Genomic DNA, 20,311 nt, shown 5'->3' with positions numbered 1-20,311 from the left:
TTATATAGGAAGTATCATACAGGTAGAAACAGTATGTGCATACACTTTTCCATTATTATCTATCAAATCTGCTTCTAATAATGCCGTAGTTTTACCTTGATGTATAATTTTTGTATGGGTTTTAAGTACTGGCGTTTTTGTATTTATTTTAGCAACAAAATTAATTTTTAGATCCAGAGTCGTAAATGTTGTTTTAACCGGTAAAGTAGAAAGTAAAGAACAACCTATTGCAGAATCTAAAATTGTAGTAACGATTCCTCCATGAACACTTCCTACAGGGTTGTAATGAAACTCTTTAGGATGAAACTCAAAAATTACTTGTCCTTTTTCGACTGAAATTACCTTGAAATCTACAGTATTAAAAATAGGCGGAGCAGCTATACTTCCGGCAAAAATACCTTTTAAATATTCCAATCCTGTTATATTCTTAGCTTGATTTATTCCTTTCAAAGGATCTTCCCATGAATAGTTTCGCTGTCTATATTCTATCATACTTTTTTTATCTTTTAGTTATCTAATTGCACTAAGCCACTCTTCTGTAGGCTCTACAAGTTTCCTGTTTTTTGTATCAAATAAACCTATATGCAATTCAACATCTGAACAAATATTCCCTTTACTGTCAGTTATCCATTGTTTCATAGTACCAACTTTTGAACTATATTCACCTGTTTGAGAATGAATAGTTATTTTATCTCTTAATCGCAATTCTTTAATAAATCGAAGCTTTATTTCAAGAATCACAGGACCTAATCCAGATGATTTTATTTTGTCTAAGCCATAATCATTATCCGTAATGAATTGCCAACGCGCTTCCTCATAAAGTTGAAGATAAGTAGCATTATTTACATGTCCGTAAAAATCAAGATGATGTTCTTTAATAGTTAGTTCATATTCCAAAATTCTATTTTCCATATTATATTATTTAATGATAAGTTCTTCTAAAATCATTTGTGTCATACTTTCAAAGTCTGAAGTATTTTTTTCAATTCTGGCAAATTGAGCAAATGCCATTAAACTTGCTATTATCTGTTTTGCTTTTAATTCAGAATTCGGTAAAATTTTAAAAACTTTTTGATTTTGTCCGTCTTCTAATATTGAATTTGTCCATTGTATTATTTTATCTGTAAAAAACAATAGTTCTTTTCGCAACGGTTCATCTAAAGTGTTGATATCCGATGTTAAAGCCCCAACAATACATACTTTTTCTTCAGCAACAAGTCTTTTATAGTAAAGGAATAATTTATTTATTTTTTCGATAGGTGTTTTCTCATTTGTCTTTAAGATTGTATGTTCAAAAGCTTCTTGATGTTTATGAATAATAGCAATTCCTAAATCACTTTTTGTCGGAAAATGATAGTGAATAGAGGACGTTTTAATATCAATTTTTTCAGTGATATTTTTATAACTAAATGCATTATATCCTTTCTCTACTAAAAGCTTATTAGCTTCTTCTATGATTCTTTCTTTCATATTTTAATCTATCTACTTATAGGTAGGTAAAAATAATAAAAATATTCTAATTGATGATATCCACTTCTAAAATTCATTTATAAGTTCACTGTTTAAAGCTCAAAACTAGACTTACGAGTTTACAAACTAGTTCTATATTAACTCTTTGTAAAACCATTCAACCGCTTACCAATTTCTTAGCCGAATAATTTTTTTAATCTAAATTTGGAATTCTAAAAAAATATTTTTTACATTTGTTTCAACATTTAAGAACATGAACAACATTTTAAACAATACTTGGTGGTGGTACAACTTACGTCAGACGTCGTGAGCGAAACTTCTATTAGTATAATTTAAAAACAAAATACTCATAAAAGGCTTGTCAATCACGACAAGCCTTTTTTTATTGCTCAATTTTAAAGAACATCAAATGAAAACCTTCAAATTACATACATTTCACAAACAAATTCTTGCTGACACCATTACGCCGGTAAGCATTTATTTGAAAATACGCGACAAATTTGCCAATAGTATCTTACTGGAAAGTTCTGATTATCGTGCCAATGAAAACAGTTTTTCATACATCTGTTTCAATCCGATTGCGACTTTTAAAGTGGAAAACCAACAAATTACCACAACTTTTCCTGACAAAAATTCGGTAACGAACACAATTACCCACAAAGACCAAGTTCTTAACGAATTAGATCAATTTTCGAAAGCTTTTCAAACTGAAAAGTCGCCGTTCAAATTTATCACACAAGGACTCTTTGGTTATATGTCTTACGATGCCGTTCAATATTTTGAAAAAATTGATATCCGTGAAAAATCGACAGAAAATCAAATTCCGGAAATGTTCTATTCAGTGTACCAAAATATCATTGCCATCAATCACCATAAAAACGAAGCTTATATTTTTTGCCACAGTTTAGACCAAAACAATAACATCAACGAAATTCAACAACTGTTACAAGCCAAAAACTTTGCTTCATTCAGTTTTAAGAAAGAAGGACATTTTACGTCTAACTTAACAGATGATACCTATAAAAACTACGTTCGTTTAGCTAAGAAACATTGCATGCGAGGCGATGTATTTCAATTGGTTTTATCCAGAAGATTTTCACAAAACTTTAAAGGAGACGAATTCAATGTCTATCGTGCTTTGCGAAGCATCAACCCTTCTCCTTACCTATTCTATTTCGACTACGGAAGCTTTAAAGTATTCGGTTCGTCACCCGAAGCACAATTAGTTATCCATAATTCACAAGCCGAGATTCACCCTATTGCAGGAACGTTCAAACGCACCGGAAATGACGAACAAGACGCAGAATTGGCTAAAAAATTAGCAGTAGACGCCAAAGAAAACAGTGAACATGTTATGCTGGTCGATTTAGCCCGTAACGATCTAAGTAGAAGTTGTAACGAAGTTACCGTAGAAAAGTACAAAGAAATTCAGTTCTTTTCGCACGTTATTCACCTGGTTTCCAAAGTTTCCGGAAAAATAAAAGATAACAACCATTTCTTGGATTTAGTTGCCAAAACGTTTCCTGCCGGAACCTTAACCGGAGCGCCAAAAGTAAAAGCCATGCAATTGATTGAAAGTATAGAGACCACTAACAGAAGTTTCTACGGCGGTGCCATTGGTGTTATGGATTTTCAAGGAAACTTCAATCACTCCATTATGATCCGAACGTTTTTAAGTAAAGATCACACGCTCCATTTTCAGGCGGGAGCCGGAATTGTGGAAAGTTCATCCGAAGAAAACGAAACCCAAGAAGTGTACAACAAACTAAACGCTTTACAAAAAGCATTAGACATTGCCGAAACCATTTAATTTTAGAAATCACATCCCATGAAAATAGCAGTTATCGATAATTACGACAGTTTTACATACAATTTGGTTCACTATTTAGAAGATTTAGGAGCCGAAGTAACTGTTTTTCGCAACGACGAATTTGAATTAGACGAACTCAAACCATTCAAAAAAATATTACTTTCTCCCGGTCCGGGAATTCCCGATGAAGCCGGATTGCTAAAGCAAGTCATTCAAAAATATGCACCTACCAAAGATATTTTCGGTGTTTGCTTGGGTTTACAAGCCATTGGCGAAATTTTCGGAGGGAAATTAACCAATTTAAACAAAGTATATCACGGTGTTGCAACAACAGTAAAACAAACAGAAAACGATTTTATTTTCAATGATTTACCTAACGAATTTGAAGTAGGTCGTTACCATTCCTGGGTACTTTCTAATGACAATTTACCCACAGATCTAATCGTTACTTCTGTTGATGAAAACAATCAAATTATGTCACTGAAACATGCACAATACAAAGTAAGAGGCGTGCAATACCATCCGGAAAGTGTATTAACTCCTAACGGTAAAAAGATTTTAGAAAATTGGCTTAAGAATTAAAAAAGCAAACTGATTTACTAATTCTTAATTCCCAAAAAAATGAAAACAATACTCAATAGATTAATCAATCACGAAATATTAAGTCAAGAAGAAGCTAAAAATGTCTTGGTTAACATTTCGCAAGGCGAATATAATTTAAGTCAAATTGCCGCTTTTCTAACGGTGTACATGATGCGTAGCATTACGGTAGAAGAACTTGCCGGATTTCGCGAAGCCTTGTTAGAACTATGTATTCCTGTAGATTTCTCCGAATACGATACCATTGATCTGTGTGGAACGGGTGGCGACGGAAAAGACACTTTTAACATCTCGACTTTGGCTTCTTTCATTGTAGCCGGTGCCGGTATAAAGGTTGCTAAACATGGAAACTACGGTGTTTCCTCGATTTCCGGTTCCAGCAATGTGATGGAAAAAATGGGTGTGAAATTTACAAATGATACTGATTTTTTAAAAAAAGCGATTGAGGAAACGAATGTCGTTATTTTACATGCCCCACTGTTCCATCCGGCTATGAAAATGGTGGCTCCCATTCGCAAAGAATTAGGTGTAAAAACCTTTTTTAATATTTTGGGACCTATGGTCAATCCGTCATTTCCAAAGCATCAAATGGTAGGCGTTTTTAGTTTGGAATTGGCCCGAATGTATGCTTATTTGTATCAAAACACCGATACGCAATACAGCATTTTACACGGATTGAGTGGCTTTGACGAAATTTCCCTTTCGGATGAAGTGAAGATCATTACCAATCATTCGGAACAAATTCTTCAGCCACAAGATTTTAAATTATCAGTTACACAATTAGCAGATATTAAAGGTGGAAACACCACTGATGAAGCCGCGCAGATCTTTTACCAAATCATTTCAGGTAACGGAACGCAAGCGCAAAATGATGTCGTTTGTGCCAATGCGGCTATCGCCATTCAAACCGTTCAACAAAACAGTTATGAAGAAGCCTTAGCAATGGCACAGGAAAGTTTGAACAGCAAACGAGCTTTTGAAAAATTGAACAAGCTAATTGAATTAAGTACGTTTTAAAACCTAAAAGAGAATAACCATGAACATACTAGACCGAATCATTGCTGATAAGAAACGGGAAGTAGCTTTAAAGAAAAAAGTTGTTCCGGTTGCCCAATTGGAAGCGACTGATCTTTTCAATTCGCGTACGCATTCGTTGCGCAAAATACTTGCGTTTAGTTCTACCGGAATTATTGCTGAACACAAAAGACGTTCGCCTTCAAAAAGTGTTATCAACTTCAATCACAATGTAGAAGATGTGGTTTTGGGATATCAAAATGCCGGTGTTTGCGGCATTTCAGTGTTGACAGATGGCAAATACTTCGGAGGTTCACTAGAAGATGTTTTATTAGCAAAAGCGAGTGTTTCCATTCCGGTTTTACGCAAAGAATTCATCATAGACGAATACCAATTACTGGAAGCTAAAGCCAACGGAGCTGATGTTATTTTACTGATCGCGGCGGTTTTAACCCGAACAGAAATTAAATATTTATCGGAATTTGCCCAAAGTTTAGGTTTAGAAGTATTGCTGGAAGTTCACAATTTGGAAGAATTGGAAAAATCGATCATGCCGAGTTTGAATATGATTGGTGTAAACAATCGCAACTTAAAAACCTTTGAAGTCAGTCTGGATTATAGCAAAGAACTTTCCGTTCACATTCCTGACGAATTTGTCAAAGTTTCCGAAAGCGGAATCAGTTCTGTAGCAGCTGTTAAAGAATTGCAACAATTTGGTTACCAAGGTTTTTTAATGGGCGAACATTTTATGAAAACAGATAACCCGGGAGCTGAAGCACAAACTTTCATTCAAGAATTAATCCCATAAATTTCTTTTTCAATCCCGATACAATGGAACCGAAACTTAAAATATGCGGCATGAAAGATCCTGAAAATATTCAGGAAATTGCGGCTTTGTTACCTGATTTTTTAGGGTTTATCTTTTGGGAACCTTCCCGACGTTTCTGCAATCTGGAAACGTTACCGGATTTACCGGAAAACATTCAGAAAGTCGGTGTTTTTGTGAATCCGGGATTGATGGAAGTGTTCCTTACAGTAAAAAAGAAACAATTAGATTACATACAATTGCATGGAAATGAAAAACCTGAATTCTGTAAAAAACTGAAAAAATTGGACATCAAAATCATCAAAGCTTTTTCGGTAGATGAAAATTTCGATTTTAAGATTATGAAGAAATATTTGGATGCCGCAGATTACTTTTTATTGGATACTAAGAGTAAAAATCCCGGTGGCAACGGCGTCACTTTCGATTGGAAACTATTGGAACAATATCCGTATGACAAACCCTATTTTTTGAGTGGCGGCATCGGATTAGAACAGGTCAAACAACTTGAAACCTTTTTAAAAACAAAAGCAGCACAACATTGTTTGGCAGTAGACATCAATAGTCGGTTTGAAACAGCACCCGGAATTAAAAATGTAGAACAATTAAACCAATTTCAACAACAAATAAACACCTTTTAAAATGAAATATAACGTTACTGAAAAAGGATTTTACGGGCAATTCGGCGGAGCTTTTATCCCTGAAATGCTGTATCCGAATGTAGAAGAATTGCGTCAGAAATATTTGCAGATCATGAACGAAGCTTCTTTTCAGGAAGAATTTCAGAATTTACTGGAACATTATGTAGGCCGCCCTACTCCTCTCTATTTTGCAAAACGTTTGTCGGAACAATACAATACCAAAATTTATCTAAAAAGAGAAGATCTGTGCCACACTGGAGCGCATAAAATCAACAATACCATCGGGCAAATTTTGATGGCAAAAAGATTAGGCAAAAAACGAATTATTGCCGAAACCGGAGCCGGTCAACATGGTGTGGCAACAGCAACGGTATGTGCTTTAATGGGATTGGAATGTATTGTGTATATGGGCGAAATTGACATTGAACGCCAAGCGCCAAATGTCGCACGAATGAAAATGTTGGGCGCCGAAGTTCGTCCGGCAACATCGGGTTCTAAAACCTTAAAAGATGCCACTAATGAAGCCATTCGCGATTGGATCAATAACCCAACGGATACCTTTTATATCATTGGCTCGGTGGTTGGACCTCATCCTTATCCCGATATGGTGGCACGTTTCCAAAGTATTATTTCTAAGGAAATTAAATCGCAATTATTGGATTTAGAAAACAAAGAAAATCCTGATTACGTTATCGCTTGCGTAGGTGGTGGAAGTAATGCTGCCGGAGCTTTCTTTGAGTTTTTAGACAACGAAAACGTAAAACTTATTGCAGTGGAAGCGGCAGGTCATGGTATAGATTCCGGTGAAAGTGCAGCCACTTCCGTTTTAGGAAAAATCGGTATTATTCACGGAAGCAAAACACTATTGATGCAAACCGAAGACGGACAAATTACGGAGCCCTACTCTATTTCTGCCGGATTAGATTACCCGGGTGTGGGTCCGTTACACGCGCATTTACACGATGTAAAAAGAGCCGATTTTGAAGCCATTACCGATGATGAAGCCATGCAAGCCGGACTTAATTTATGCAAAACAGAAGGCATCATTCCGGCCATTGAATCAGCACATGCTTTAGCTGCTTTAACCAAAAGAACTTTTAAGCCAAACAACATTGTTGTGATTAATCTTTCCGGTCGTGGCGACAAAGATCTGAATACCTATATTAATTATTTCGGATATTGAAATTGTACTCCTTATCAACCTAAAAAACGTAAAAAAATGAATCGAATACATCACGCTTTACAACAAGACAAAAAACTGCTTTCTATTTATTTTACAGCAGGTTACCCGCATTTAAACGATACGGCAGCGATCATAAAGGAACTCGAAAAGAACGGTATTGACATGATCGAGATCGGCTTACCGTTCAGTGACCCGTTAGCAGACGGACCAACCATTCAGGAAAGTTCGACCGTTGCCATTGCAAACGGCATGACAACACAGTTGCTATTTGAACAATTGAAAGACATTCGGAAAAGTGTGCAAATCCCGTTGTTAATTATGGGCTATTTTAACCCGATGATGCAATTCGGTATGGAAAAATTTTGTCAAAAATGTGCTGAAATCGGCATTGACGGTTTAATTATTCCCGACCTGCCTTTGGCTATTTATGAAGCCGAGTACAAAGCTTTGTTTGAGCGTTATGGTTTGCACAACATCTTTTTAATCACACCACAAACCAGTGACGAACGTATTCAACAAATCGATGCTATTTCCGACAGCTTTATTTATATGGTAAGTTCGGCAGCAGTTACGGGAAGTCAAAGTGGTTTTGCTACGGAACAATTTGTTTATTTTAAACGCATTGCCGACTTAAAACTAAAAAATCCGCAAATTGTCGGTTTCGGTATTAAAGATCAGGTTACGTTTATACAAGCCACAACGTACCAGAAAGGAGCGATTATCGGCAGTGCTTTTATTCAATTTTTAAGTAAAAACCCGATTAAGAATATTGGAAAATTTGTAAAGAGTGTTCGGTAAGAAGGTTAATTATTCAACCAAGAAAGCCAATATATAATTATAAAATCTGGAAATTGAAGTTTTACACTATAATTCCTAATGTACAATGGTGAAAACTTTAACAAAATATAACTTCTCCACATTTTGGATACAATAAACCACTATTTGGAAACATCCCTCTTTTCTTTTATACCCAATTTTGTCTGGTCTAATTTAATACTAAAGAACAATGGCAAAAACAATTTTTATTACAGGTGCTTCCAGCGGATTGGGAAAAGCTACAGCTAAATTATTTCAGAGCAAAGGTTGGCATGTAATGGCTACAATGCGAAATCCTGAAAAAGAAACCGAACTTACTACATTAGAAAACGTTACCGTTTTACCACTTGATGTGAATGATCCGGAGCAAATACAAACTACAGTTAAACAAGCAATCGAAAAATCAACTATTGATGTGGTCTTTAATAATGCCGGTTATGGTTTAATGGGTGCTTTAGAAGGACTAAGTGACGAAAAAATCATTCGTCAGATCAATACCAATTTGCTAGGAGTTTTACGTGTAACGCAAGCTTTTATTCCTTATTTCAGAGAAAAAAGAAACGGTTTATTTATCAGTACTACTTCTATAGGCGGGTTTATGGGCTTTCCTTTACATTCCATCTATCATGCTACCAAATTTGCTTTAGAAGGCTGGTCTGAAAGTATGTCTTTTGAATTGAGTCCATTGGGTATTCGAATTAAAACTGTGGCTCCGGGAGGAATTTCAACTGATTTTGCAGGCAGATCAATGGATTTTAATGCACAATCTGAATACTCCGACATTGAACATAAATTGTTTGAAGCTGTTGAAGGTATGATGAAAAATGCCTCAACTGCCGAACAAATTGCAGAAGTCGTTTACGAAGCAGCAACAGATGACAAAGATCAAATACGCTATTTGGCTGGAGCCGATGCTCATTTTCTTTATGAAAGACGATTAGAAATCGGTAAAGAAGCATTCATACAAGAAATTAAACAGCAATTCGGGTAACAATGAATCCAGCAACTATCTTTCTATAGTTGCTTTTTGTAAATTTGTAAAGAGAGAACATCATGTATATCATCAATTCCATATCTGAATTCCATAAGCTTTTGGCTCTGCCTGATCCGTTACATCCTTTGGTCAGCGTAATTTCCGTTTCAGATTTAAAGCCGGCGGAAAGTGAAATCTGGGAACAATTTTTTGCTAATTTTTACTGCATTTCACTCAAAAAGAATGTAGCTGCAAAAATGAAATACGGACAAGAATATTATGATTTTGAAAAAGGTACGATGAATTTTATTGCGCCTAAGCAAGTACAATCGCTTAGTATTGCTGATATTCAACAAATAAATGTGGAATGCGGAGAAGGTTATATGCTGATGTTTCATCCTGATTTTTTGCATAAACACCCTTTGCAGGTTTCAATTAAAAACTATGGTTTCTTTTCCTATTCCGTCAATGAGGCTTTACATCTCTCAGATCCGGAAGAAAAAAATATCATTGAGATCTTTCAAAAAATAGAACGGGAATATCAACATATCGACCGACATACTCAGGATATTATTCTTTCGCAAATTGATTTGTTACTCAATTACAGTAATCGTTTTTATGAAAGACAGTTCATTACCCGAAAAGCGGTAAACCATAATCTGGTCACTAAAATGGAGAAGCTGTTGAATGATTATTTTAGTAATGAAGAAACTTTACATAACGGATTGCCTACAGTCGAATATTTTGCAGGGCAACTTAACTTGTCAGCACATTATTTAAGTGATGTGTTGCGCAACTTAACCGGACAAAGTGCTCAGGCTCATATTCACAACAAAATTATTGAAAAGAGTAAAGAATTGCTCACGACTTCTCAGCTTTCCGTTAGTGAAATTGCGTACCAATTGGGATTTGAATACCCACAGTCATTCAACAAACTATTCAAGAAAAAAACCGAAATGTCACCTTTAGAATTCCGTGCAACATTTAATTAAAACTATCAAGCGAATAATGACAATTTTGATCTCTGTAATTCTGCTTTTGACAATTGCTGTATTTCTTTTTATGAATCACCCGCAATTTGGAAAGACTCCCGCTGGAAAACGGCTAGAACTTTTACAACAGTCTCCTAACTATAAAGACGGTAAATTCCAAAACATTCATCATACACCAACAGTAACTGAAGGTTATTCAATGACAGGTGTTTTATATGATTTCATTTTTAAATCATTTCCAAGAACTAAACCTGTAGATGTCATTCCTTCTGTAAAAACAGATTTAAAAAATTTGCCGATTACTGAAAATGTGTTGGTTTGGTTTGGACATTCCTCTTATTTTATACAACTTAACGGAAAACGATTCCTGATCGATCCGGTTTTTAGCGGGAATGCCTCTCCTATTCCTAATTCCAATACTTCCTTTAAGGGAAGTGATGTTTATTCGGCTGAAGACATGCCTGAAATTGATTATTTACTCATCACACACGATCATTATGACCATTTGGATTATCCTACAATTCTAAAGCTAAAACCTAAAATTAAAAACATTATTTGCGGATTAGGTGTAGGACAACATTTTGACTATTGGAAATTTGATGCTTCAAAGATCATCGAAAAAGACTGGAATGAAAGTTTCAATATTGCTGATGACTTTTCAATACATACGGCTTCTGCACGTCATTTCTCCGGTAGAGGCTTTACCCGAAATAATACGCTTTGGCTGTCTTTTATATTGCAAACAGATAATTTCAAAATGTATCTTGGCGGAGACAGTGGTTATGACTCTCATTTTACAGAAATCGGAGAAAAATTTAACGGTTTTGATTTAGCACTCTTAGACAACGGGCAATATAATCTCGCTTGGCAAGCTATTCACATGCTACCGAAAGAAGGTTTAAAAGCAGCAAAAGAACTAAAGACCAAACGATTGCTTCCTATCCATTCGTCTAAATTTAAACTAGCTAATCATACTTGGGACGAACCACTTAAAACTATTTCAGCATTACACGAAAAAGATAGTAGTTCCATTGCATTAATTACACCTAAAATCGGAGAAATTGTAAAACTGAATGACACTACACAAACCTTTGAAAGATGGTGGGAAGGTTTGAATTAAAACCTATTTTTCTCAAAACAATAAACCGTTAATTATCCTGTTTCTGATTCTTTTAAAAATAGTTTTTAAATTTGTTAACTAGCTTTTATCTGAGAATAAGATATGAATAAACTGCCTGTTCAGGAATTACTTCATGGAGAATATCTTCATATTGCCAGACTGCATAAAGATTTGAATGATCTATCTGCTGTTCCGCACCGACATGACCATTATGAATTTATTCTTCCGTTAAAAGGATCAGGCAAGCATTTAATTGATTATAAACCTTTTGATATTCAACCTAACCGACTCTATTTTATCCAAAAAGGACAAGTTCATATCATTGAAAATTTTGAACGAGAAGGTTGGTTGGTATTTTTTGGTGAAGAGCTATACAGCACGTTTTTAAAAATTCACAAACAAGAAAGCGAAAAGGGTTTGTTAGATAGCTATTCTCCTTTTCCATACATTGATTTAGACGAAAATCAATTGCAGAAATTCATTCATCTTATTGAACAAATCAATGAAGAACTTAAGGCTGAAAAGCAAGATCTCAACATCATTTTTCATTATGTGTCACTTTTTATTCTTCAAGCCAATAAAATACAAGTCAACCAACATCCTAAAGAACAATTAGATTTAGCCAATCGTAAAATATTTCAAGAGCTCAAACAACTTTTAGAAGTGAAATATAAAAGCGAACATCTTGCCTCCTATTATGCTGAAAAACTAAATATCGACGGTAAAAAACTAAATGCAATTTGCCGAAAAACTACCGGAAGTACTCTTTTTGAACTCATTCAAGAACGATTAATTACCGAAAGTAAAATTGAATTGCAAACCTCAACCGGTTCCATCAAAGAAATCAGTTACGAATTAGGATTTAATGATCCGGCTTTCTTCGGACGATTTTTCAAAAGACACACGGGAATTACTCCGGCTGAATTTCGCAAAAAAAGAATGATTTAAACCATAAGTTACCCAAAATGTACCATAATCTACAACCAAAGGCATAATACCTTTGCAAAATGGGAACTACTATTCAATCACTTAAAGGAATAATTTGGGGAATAATTGCATCATTCTTTCTATCCTCAACATTTTTAATCAACAGCTTAATTGCAGAATCAGGTGGACATTGGGCTTGGACAGCAAATCTGCGTACCTTTTTCCTCATTCCTATTTTAGCCTTAGTTTTGTTAGCTAACAAAAAACTACGTCCTTTAGTACAAGCCATGATTTTAAAGCCTATGATTTTCATCAAATGGGGAATTATTGGCTTCGGGATCTTATATAGTTTTGTGGCTTTAGCTTCCCTTTTTGCCCCAGGATGGATGATCGCTGCTTCTTTTCAAATGAATATTGTATTTGGAATTTTACTTGCTCCTTTTATTTATAAAGATCACCGACGCAAAATTCCTAAACAAGCAGTATTCCTTTCCCTTTTAATTTTGGTAGGAGTTCTTGTTATGCAATTTGAAAAAGCAGATGGTTTAGGAAATTCTTCCGAAATCGCAATCAGCTTTATATTAGTTCTCATTGGTGCAATTGTTTGGCCTTTAGGAAACCGAAAATTAATGGTTGATCTTGAAGAAAATAATCTCCAACTCAATGCCGTACAACGCGTATTAGGTATGAGTATCGGATCTATACCTTTATTAATTGTATTAGCAATTATCGGTTACACACAATCAGGATTACCGCCAATTTCTCAATGTCAAGCATCATTATACTCAGCTTTACTTTCAGGTTTTTTAGGCGGAGCAGCTTTTTATCATGCTACCCAAATGGTTCATAAAAATCCCATAGCCATTGCTGCTATCGAAGCAACTCAAGCTTTGGAAATCATCTTTACATTATTAGGCGAGATGATCTTATTAGGAACTTCTTTCCCCGGAACTTATGGACAAATAGGAATGCTTATTGTGTTCACCGGATTAATTCTTCACTTTTGGAATGTATTATATCAATCCAAAAAGCGTACTGAAATAGCTGTTTCTTGAAATTAAATAGCAAGATTCTGTTTTGTTAAATTTTTGTTAATATCATTTTTAAACAAATGTTTAATTTAAACAAGTGTTTAACTTTGCGTCGTAAATTAAAATGAAATGGAGTTAAATGCTAAACAAATCGAAATCATTACAATAGCCGAAACTTTATTCGCAGAAAAAGGCTTCGACGGAACTTCCATTCGTGATATTGCCAAAGCAGCTGATATCAACATTGCTATGATTTCTTATTATTTCGGTTCCAAAGAAAAGCTTTTGGAAGCTATTGTACTGAACCGTATTTCCGCTATGCGCTTAATGTTAGCCAACCTTTTCGAAGAAAACATTTCGCCGATAGAAAAAATGGAAAAACTGGTGCGCTTTTATGTGCATCGTATTTATGAGAATCGCAGTATTTATCAAATTCTGCATGTGGAGATCATTTCGCAAAAACGCGACATCAATTACGATGTTTTTATTGACATTAAGAGACAAAATCTGGATCTGATCGAAGACATCATTAAAGAAGGTCAGGAACAGAAGGTTTTTCGCCCGAATATAAAAGTATTGATGATTCCTCCGGTAATTATCGGAACGCTGACCCAATTCTATACCAACAAGGCTTTTTACCAAAAAGTATTAGACCTGAAAACGGAAGAAGAATTTGAACAATATATCTACAGCACTTTTACAGATGATCTGATCAGAGCAATTCACGCAATTATTTTAAACTAACATAACTATATAACTCAAAACCTCAACAGAAATCGAAACACTATGAAAAGTAAATTTTCGCTTATTTTAGTTCTTTTTCAACTGGTTTCTTTTACGGGACAAGCTCAGGAAACACAAAAGCTGACCTTAAAACAAACCGTTGAAATGGCTACGACACAAAGTAAGCAAGCCGTTTTAGCCGAGGCTAAAGTAACGACCTCAGATTATGAAGTCAAAAAGGCTAAAAACAACCGCTACCCGAGCGCAACGCTTTCGGGACAATATTTCCGGTTGACAGAACCGAACATCAGTTCGCCTTTGTTCGGTGATTCAAGTTCCGGTTCTTCCGGCGGAAGTACCGGTAAAATAAACCAATTGCTTTTAGGAATGGCTAATGTGAGTATTCCGGTATTCAACGGATTCAAAATCAGTCAAAACATTAAAGCCTCTGAGAATTTGCATGAATCGGAAAGTTTAGAAGCCGAATATACAAAAGAACAAGTGGCTTTATATGCTACTAATTTGTATCTGGCGATCTATAAAACCCAACAAATGTTGGATTTATTACAAGATAACCTGAAAAGCGCTCACCAACGTGTAGTGGACTTCCAAGCTATGGAAGACAACGGTTTGTTGGCACACAACGATATGCTAAAAGCACAATTGCAGGAATCTAACGTACAATTGATGATTGATCAGAACCAGAAGAATCTGGATGTATTGAATTTCAAACTGAAAAATCTTTTGGGAATTGCTGAAAATTCAACTATTGAAATTGATCCTAACGGAATTGATTCGTTCCAGGCAATAGCTGCCGGCGATGCACAACGCAGTGACCTACAAGCAGCAGAATACAAACAAAAAGCAGCGGAAAACGGGATTAAAATAGCACAAGGAAACTATTATCCCTCTATTAATCTAGTAGGCGGATATGTTGCCGTAGACATCAAAAATGCCTTTACCATGACTAATGCCATAAACTTTGGAGTTGGTGTTTCTTATGACTTATCGTCTATTTTTAAAAACAATGCAGAAGTTAAGGTCGCCAAAAGCAAATCGGAAGAAGCAAAACAATCCGTAGCTCTTTTAACCGATCAAATTAAAGAAGAAGTTCACGAAGCTCAGGAAAACTACACCTTAGCTCAAAAACAATACAATGTATACAACTTAGCTGCTGAACAAGCTACAGAAAACTACAGAATTGTAAAAGACAAATACGACAACGGTTTATCCAATACTAATGATCTACTGGAAGCCGATGTAGAACAACTTCAGGCTAATATCAATAAGGCGGTTTCAAAAGCAGATATTCTTCAAAAATATTACGAATTGGCTTTTGCTAAAGGAAACTTAACCCAATCTGTTCAACAATAAATTTCTGACCAAAAAATGGAAACAAAAAAAACAAATAAAAAATTTACGATCATCCTAATTGTTTTAGTAACCTTAGGAGTGGTTTACGGTGGATACAAATACTTCCACTCTTTGGCTCACGAAACTACCGATGATGCCCAGATAGAACAAAACATGTCACCGATTATTCCCAGAGTAAGCGGTTACGTTCAGAAAATATATGTAAAAGACAATCAATACGTTAAAAAAGGAGATACTTTATTCGTTATCGACAACAGTGATTATTTGGTACGCTTTGAAGAGGCTCAGGCAGCGCTTTTAGCGGCAGAAAGCAATTTAGAAGTCTCTAAAGCTGATGTAGGAAGCGCGGCAGCCGGTGTATCAGTTTCTGCTGCCAATGCACAATCCTATACTAATAGTATTGAAAATGCTAAAGTAAAAGTGTGGAGAGCCACTAACGACTTTGAACGTTTTGAGAACCTATACAAAAACAAATCGATCACTAAACAACAATACGAACAAGCCTTGGCAGCCAAACAAGTGGCAGAAAATGAACTGAAAGTGTTGCAAGATCAGAAAGCAGCTTCTGATTATCAGAAAAAAGTAGCTGTTTCCCGTTCAAATGTTTCCAGCAAACAAACACAAGTAGCTCAAGCTAATATAAAAAGAGCACAAGCCCAATTAGATGCTGCTAAATTAAACTTAGGCTATACCGTAGTGACTGCGGCTATTGACGGACAAGTTTCAACTGTTGATCTGCAACCGGGACAAATGGTTCAGGCCGGACAATCGTTATTTTATATCATCGAAACCGGAGACGTTTGGGTAGTTGCTAATTTCAAAGAAACCCAATTAGACAAAATGCGTTTGGGACAAGAAGTTGAAATAAAAGTTGATGCTTATCCTGACTATAAATTTGTAGGTGAAGTTACTTCATTCTCTCCGGCTACCGGATCACGTTTCTCCCTTTTGCCCCCTGACAATGCTACCGGAAATTTCGTAAAAACCGTGCAAAGACTTCCGGTTAAGATCAATTTTAAAAACTCTAACGACAAAGAAAAATTAAGTTTACTTCGCGCAGGAATGAATGTAGATGTAGACGTACACTTAAAATAAGATATGAGCGCATCAGGAACCATACAAAATGACGATTTGGTACTGTATGGCATTGACAGGGTTATTATTACCGTCACTGCCGTATTGTGTGCCTTATTAGAAATTGTAGATACTACCATTGTTAACGTAGCCTTGAACGACATGCGTGGAAGTCTGGGAGCTACCTTAACCGATGTGGCTTGGGTAATTACGGCTTATGCTATTGCTAACGTAATTGTAATCCCAATGACCAGTTGGCTATCTCAACAATTCGGTAGACGAAATTATTTTGCCGCTTCTATTATCATTTTCACCTTTTCCTCATTCTTATGCGGAAATGCTTCCGGAATTTGGGAATTAGTTCTCTTCCGATTCATTCAGGGATTAGGTGGCGGAGCCCTTTTGGTTACTTCTCAAACGATCATTACCGAAAGTTATCCGGTGGAAAAAAGAGGTATGGCACAAGCTATTTACGGTATGGGTGTAATTGTAGGACCTACATTGGGTCCGCCGTTAGGAGGTTATCTGGTAGATAATTACTCCTGGCCTTATATCTTTTACATCAACGTACCGATTGGAATTATTGCAACCTTGTTAACTTTAACTTACGTTAAAAGTCCGAAATACGGTGATAAATTAAAAAGCAATCAGGTTGACTGGTGGGGAATCATTACGCTGGCTATGTTTATCGGTTCGCTGCAATTTGTTCTGGAGCACGGACAACAGGACGACTGGTTTAATGACAGTACTATAGTTGTCGTCAGTATTATGAGCTTTGTCGGTTTGTTCTTCTTCATTTGGAGGGAGCTCGTCTACGAATATCCGATAGTGAATCTTCGGGTTCTGAGGGACAATAACCTGAGAGTAGGAACCATTTTAAGTTTTGTACTCGGTTTCGGATTGTATGGCTCTACATTCATTATTCCGATCTATACGCAGTCTATTTTAGGGTGGACCGCAACCGACGCCGGTTTATTGCTGATCCCGAGTTCCTTGATGACGGCTTTTATGATGCCGATCATCGGTAAACTGATCCAAAAAGGCGTACCTCAACCCTATCTGGTCGCTATAGGCTTTTTAATGTTCTTTATTTTTACGTTCTGGATGCATAACATTATGACTCCCGATACCGGTGAAGAACACATGTTTTGGCCACTGATCGTTCGCGGATTCGGTTTAGGATTGCTGTTTGTTCCGATCACTACTCTTTCGCTTTCCACTTTAAGCGGAAAAGGAATCGGTGAAGGAGCTGCTTTTACCGGAATGTTACGTCAGTTAGGAGGTTCATTCGGTATTGCCATTATTACAACTTTTATTTCCAGATTATCACAAGACCACCGAGTGAATCTGATCAAAAATATTGACGGAGCTAATACTCAGGTACAACAAAGGATCTATGCTTTACAACAAGGATTTATAGCCAAAGGATTTAGTCCCAATGAAGCATTGAACAAAGCTTACCAGCTAATTGATCTGTCAGTGACCCAACAAAGTACAGTATTGTCCTATATGGATGTTTTTATGTACTTAGGATTGCTGTTCTTAATTTGTATTCCGTTTATCCTACTCATTAAAAAAGGAAAAGGAAACGTCAATCTTAGTGATGCAATGCACTAATCTCATTTAATTTGTTAATCAGAAAAGCTCTTTCTTTTAAAAGAAAGAGCTTTTTGCTTTTGGCTATCTATGTTTTATAATACACTCTTTTTGGAGAACGAAATCGACAAAAACAAAAAGTCCCGAAAGGATTTCGGGACTAGATGTTCTTGATAAGAAATAAAAATTACTGCTATTAACCATCACAAATATACGGCAGACTAAACCTAACTCGGATACAGAAAAAATGTATATTTTGTTAAAGTTTTTAGAAGTTTTTCCTTTATTCTGTTTTTAATCCTAAAAACTATTGTCGCGTCAACATCAGATCTACTTTAGGTAAAAACATGGGAATATCTAACTGGTCGGTATAGGAACAATCCCAATCCCAATATTCATCATAAATAAAGTTTTTATATTCTATTTGATCTGTATTATTATCAATTCTATAAATATAGAATTTAGCAGAATTACTACAATTCATTTCATCTTCATAATAAAAAGAATACCCAATATTATTACCATAATATGATAAATTTATCTTATAATCATCAAAATCAACAACCTGCAAATCACTATATATCAATTGATTCGCAACTAAATCTACTACTTTAAATTTAACTTTAAGTATATCTTCATAATAATTAACATCCCCATAAGAAATTAAATGGTGGGGTAATTTAACAAACTGAAAGGTGTATTCTTTATCATTAATTATACCTATCCACGTCCCTTCCAAAAAAGACTGGACATCATCTAAATCTTTTAAGTATGCTCCATTAGTTCGTTCAAAACTTGGAGTATATAATGGTAAGACCTGACACTGTACATTCAAACTAATTAATAGTAAAGCGAGGATTTTAAATAGTATTTTCATCTTTACTTTTTTAAACGTTGGTTTTGAATTAATCCTCAAAACCAACGTTCTAATTACTGTCTTGTTAATACAAAATCTTGAGTCGGCAAAAACATGGGAATATCTAACTGGTCATTGTAAAGGCATGGATTGTTAGATAAACAACCATATTCTCCATAGCTAAAATCTTTATACATAATTTGGTCAGGACTGTTACTGTCTTTGATCAGATAAAACTCAGCTGTATTGCAACAATTGATCTCGCCGTCTTGAAAGAGTAACAATAAACTATTGCCCCTAAGAACAAGATTAGTTATTGTGTAATCATCATAAACTGTAGCATTAAGACCATTATATAAAATAGCATTCGTGTTTAAATCTATTACTTTAAATTTCCCTTTTATTTCATCATAATAATAATATTTATCTATGTCATATTGACTTAAGTGTTGTTGAAAAAACGTGAATTCAAAAACGTATTTTTTACCATTAGAGACTCCTTCCCATGTACCCACCCAGAATGGCAGCTCATTATTTAAGTCTTTTCTATAAGAGCCGTAGCTCATCTCTCCTCCATTTAAAGGTAGTATTTGAGTAACCTGACAATTTACATTTATACTAATTAATAACAGGCAGAGAATATTTAATAGTGTTTTCATATCGCTATTTTCCTTACAAAACCAAATCTTTAATCCTAAAAATTATTGTCGCGTCAACATCAGATCTACTTTAGGTAAAAACATAGGAATATCTAACTGGTCATTGTAAGGACATGGTCCGTCCAATGTAAAATACTCTCCATAACTAAAGTTCTTATAGAGTATCTGGTTAGGGTTATTATCATATCTTACTAAAGTAAAGTCAGCACTATTGTTGCAATGGTTCTCTTTATCATAAAAACCAAAATAGAACTCCCTTCCATATATTACATTCCCTTTTATAATATAATCATCAAAATTAGCAAAAGAAGATTCATCATAAATCACTTGATTTGTAGCTAAGTCGGTTACTTTTAGCTTACCTACAACTTTGTCTTTAAACTCGTATCTACCACTTGGAACTGTTCTTAAATGCTTTTGAAATAATACAAAAGTAAAAGTATACTTTTTATTATCGGCTGTTCCTTCCCATGTTCCCAACCAAAACGGAAATTCGTTGTCCAAATCTTTTAAATAAGCACCGTTGGGGTAATCTAATGTTCTATAAGGGACAACAGTAGTTACTGTCTGACACTGTACATTCAAACTAATTAATAGTAAAGTGAGGATTTTAAATAGTGTTTTCATAA

General features: G+C 35.3%; 22 protein-coding genes. 16 read left to right on the top strand and 6 right to left on the bottom strand.

The window, feature by feature from the left end; translation table 11 throughout:
- The 3 genes from DI487_RS13850 to DI487_RS13840 are packed head-to-tail and all read right to left on the bottom strand — an operon-like array spanning nt 1 to nt 1,470.
- The gene (locus DI487_RS13850; protein WP_109570164.1) at nt 1-492 is read right to left on the bottom strand and encodes a PaaI family thioesterase; all 492 of its coding nucleotides are present in this window, start codon (nt 490-492) and stop codon (nt 1-3) included.
- Nucleotides 493-510: 18 nt separating this feature from the next.
- On the bottom strand, nt 511-912 hold the full coding sequence (locus DI487_RS13845) for an acyl-CoA thioesterase (protein ID WP_109570163.1): 402 nt from the start codon (nt 910-912) through the stop codon (nt 511-513).
- Nucleotides 913-918: 6 nt separating this feature from the next.
- On the bottom strand, nt 919-1,470 hold the full coding sequence (locus DI487_RS13840; protein WP_109570162.1) for a TetR/AcrR family transcriptional regulator: 552 nt from the start codon (nt 1,468-1,470) through the stop codon (nt 919-921).
- Nucleotides 1,471-1,879: 409 nt separating this feature from the next.
- On the opposite strand from DI487_RS13840, the gene DI487_RS13835 reads away from it, so the two are divergent.
- The 16 genes from DI487_RS13835 (at nt 1,880) to DI487_RS13760 (ending at nt 18,188) form a co-directional block, all read left to right on the top strand.
- Nucleotides 1,880-3,280 carry an anthranilate synthase component I family protein gene (locus tag DI487_RS13835; protein WP_109570161.1) on the top strand — a complete coding sequence of 467 codons (1,401 nt, stop codon included), beginning with the start codon at nt 1,880-1,882 and terminating at the stop codon, nt 3,278-3,280.
- A gap of 18 nt (nt 3,281-3,298) precedes the next feature.
- Complete coding sequence (locus DI487_RS13830; RefSeq protein WP_109570160.1) at nt 3,299-3,862, top strand: anthranilate synthase component II; 564 nt, start codon at nt 3,299-3,301, stop codon at nt 3,860-3,862.
- 39 nt (nt 3,863-3,901) lie between these two features.
- Nucleotides 3,902-4,897 (top strand): anthranilate phosphoribosyltransferase, encoded by a 996-nt coding sequence (trpD, locus tag DI487_RS13825; RefSeq protein WP_109570159.1) that lies wholly within the window; start codon nt 3,902-3,904, stop codon nt 4,895-4,897.
- Between the two features lie 19 nt (nt 4,898-4,916).
- Nucleotides 4,917-5,702, top strand: coding sequence for an indole-3-glycerol phosphate synthase TrpC (trpC, locus tag DI487_RS13820; protein WP_109570158.1), 786 nt, complete (start codon nt 4,917-4,919; stop codon nt 5,700-5,702).
- Nucleotides 5,703-5,725: 23 nt separating this feature from the next.
- Nucleotides 5,726-6,358, top strand: a complete 633-nt coding sequence (locus DI487_RS13815) for a phosphoribosylanthranilate isomerase (RefSeq protein ID WP_109570157.1) — start codon at nt 5,726-5,728, stop codon at nt 6,356-6,358.
- A 1-nt stretch (nt 6,359) separates the two neighbouring features.
- Complete coding sequence (trpB, locus tag DI487_RS13810; RefSeq protein ID WP_109570156.1) at nt 6,360-7,541, top strand: tryptophan synthase subunit beta; 1,182 nt, start codon at nt 6,360-6,362, stop codon at nt 7,539-7,541.
- A gap of 36 nt (nt 7,542-7,577) precedes the next feature.
- Nucleotides 7,578-8,339 (top strand): tryptophan synthase subunit alpha, encoded by a 762-nt coding sequence (trpA, locus tag DI487_RS13805; RefSeq protein WP_109570155.1) that lies wholly within the window; start codon nt 7,578-7,580, stop codon nt 8,337-8,339.
- A 208-nt stretch (nt 8,340-8,547) separates the two neighbouring features.
- Nucleotides 8,548-9,348, top strand: coding sequence for an SDR family oxidoreductase (locus DI487_RS13800; RefSeq protein WP_109570154.1), 801 nt, complete (start codon nt 8,548-8,550; stop codon nt 9,346-9,348).
- Between the two features lie 62 nt (nt 9,349-9,410).
- The gene (locus DI487_RS13795; RefSeq protein ID WP_109570153.1) at nt 9,411-10,322 is read left to right on the top strand and encodes a helix-turn-helix domain-containing protein; all 912 of its coding nucleotides are present in this window, start codon (nt 9,411-9,413) and stop codon (nt 10,320-10,322) included.
- Between the two features lie 16 nt (nt 10,323-10,338).
- Complete coding sequence (locus DI487_RS13790; protein WP_179948682.1) at nt 10,339-11,442, top strand: MBL fold metallo-hydrolase; 1,104 nt, start codon at nt 10,339-10,341, stop codon at nt 11,440-11,442.
- A 102-nt stretch (nt 11,443-11,544) separates the two neighbouring features.
- Nucleotides 11,545-12,390, top strand: a complete 846-nt coding sequence (locus tag DI487_RS13785) for a helix-turn-helix domain-containing protein (RefSeq protein WP_109570151.1) — start codon at nt 11,545-11,547, stop codon at nt 12,388-12,390.
- Between the two features lie 59 nt (nt 12,391-12,449).
- Nucleotides 12,450-13,424 (top strand): DMT family transporter, encoded by a 975-nt coding sequence (locus DI487_RS13780; protein WP_109570150.1) that lies wholly within the window; start codon nt 12,450-12,452, stop codon nt 13,422-13,424.
- Between the two features lie 105 nt (nt 13,425-13,529).
- Nucleotides 13,530-14,144, top strand: coding sequence for a TetR/AcrR family transcriptional regulator (locus tag DI487_RS13775; protein ID WP_109570149.1), 615 nt, complete (start codon nt 13,530-13,532; stop codon nt 14,142-14,144).
- Nucleotides 14,145-14,186: 42 nt separating this feature from the next.
- Nucleotides 14,187-15,497: a TolC family protein gene (locus DI487_RS13770; RefSeq protein ID WP_109570148.1), complete on the top strand. Its 1,311-nt coding sequence runs from the start codon at nt 14,187-14,189 to the stop codon at nt 15,495-15,497.
- A 15-nt stretch (nt 15,498-15,512) separates the two neighbouring features.
- On the top strand, nt 15,513-16,592 hold the full coding sequence (locus DI487_RS13765) for an HlyD family secretion protein (RefSeq protein WP_109570147.1): 1,080 nt from the start codon (nt 15,513-15,515) through the stop codon (nt 16,590-16,592).
- A gap of 3 nt (nt 16,593-16,595) precedes the next feature.
- Nucleotides 16,596-18,188 (top strand): MDR family MFS transporter, encoded by a 1,593-nt coding sequence (locus tag DI487_RS13760; RefSeq protein ID WP_109570146.1) that lies wholly within the window; start codon nt 16,596-16,598, stop codon nt 18,186-18,188.
- Nucleotides 18,189-18,474: 286 nt separating this feature from the next.
- On the opposite strand, the gene DI487_RS13755 is transcribed toward DI487_RS13760, so the two are convergent.
- The 3 genes from DI487_RS13755 to DI487_RS13745 all read right to left on the bottom strand — a co-directional run bounded on the left by DI487_RS13755 (nt 18,475) and on the right by DI487_RS13745 (nt 20,309).
- Entirely contained in the window at nt 18,475-19,002 is a 528-nt protein-coding gene (locus DI487_RS13755) for a hypothetical protein (protein WP_170108214.1), read from the bottom strand.
- Nucleotides 19,003-19,097: 95 nt separating this feature from the next.
- On the bottom strand, nt 19,098-19,682 hold the full coding sequence (locus DI487_RS13750) for a DUF6705 family protein (RefSeq protein ID WP_109570144.1): 585 nt from the start codon (nt 19,680-19,682) through the stop codon (nt 19,098-19,100).
- 42 nt (nt 19,683-19,724) lie between these two features.
- Nucleotides 19,725-20,309 carry a hypothetical protein gene (locus DI487_RS13745; protein WP_146193480.1) on the bottom strand — a complete coding sequence of 195 codons (585 nt, stop codon included), beginning with the start codon at nt 20,307-20,309 and terminating at the stop codon, nt 19,725-19,727.
- Nucleotides 20,310-20,311 lie beyond the last annotated feature (2 nt).

The sequence above is a fragment of the Flavobacterium sediminis genome (genome assembly GCF_003148385.1).
GTDB classification, from domain to species: Bacteria; Bacteroidota; Bacteroidia; order Flavobacteriales; family Flavobacteriaceae; genus Flavobacterium; species Flavobacterium sediminis.
This window is presented reverse-complemented; position numbering and strand designations above follow the sequence as displayed.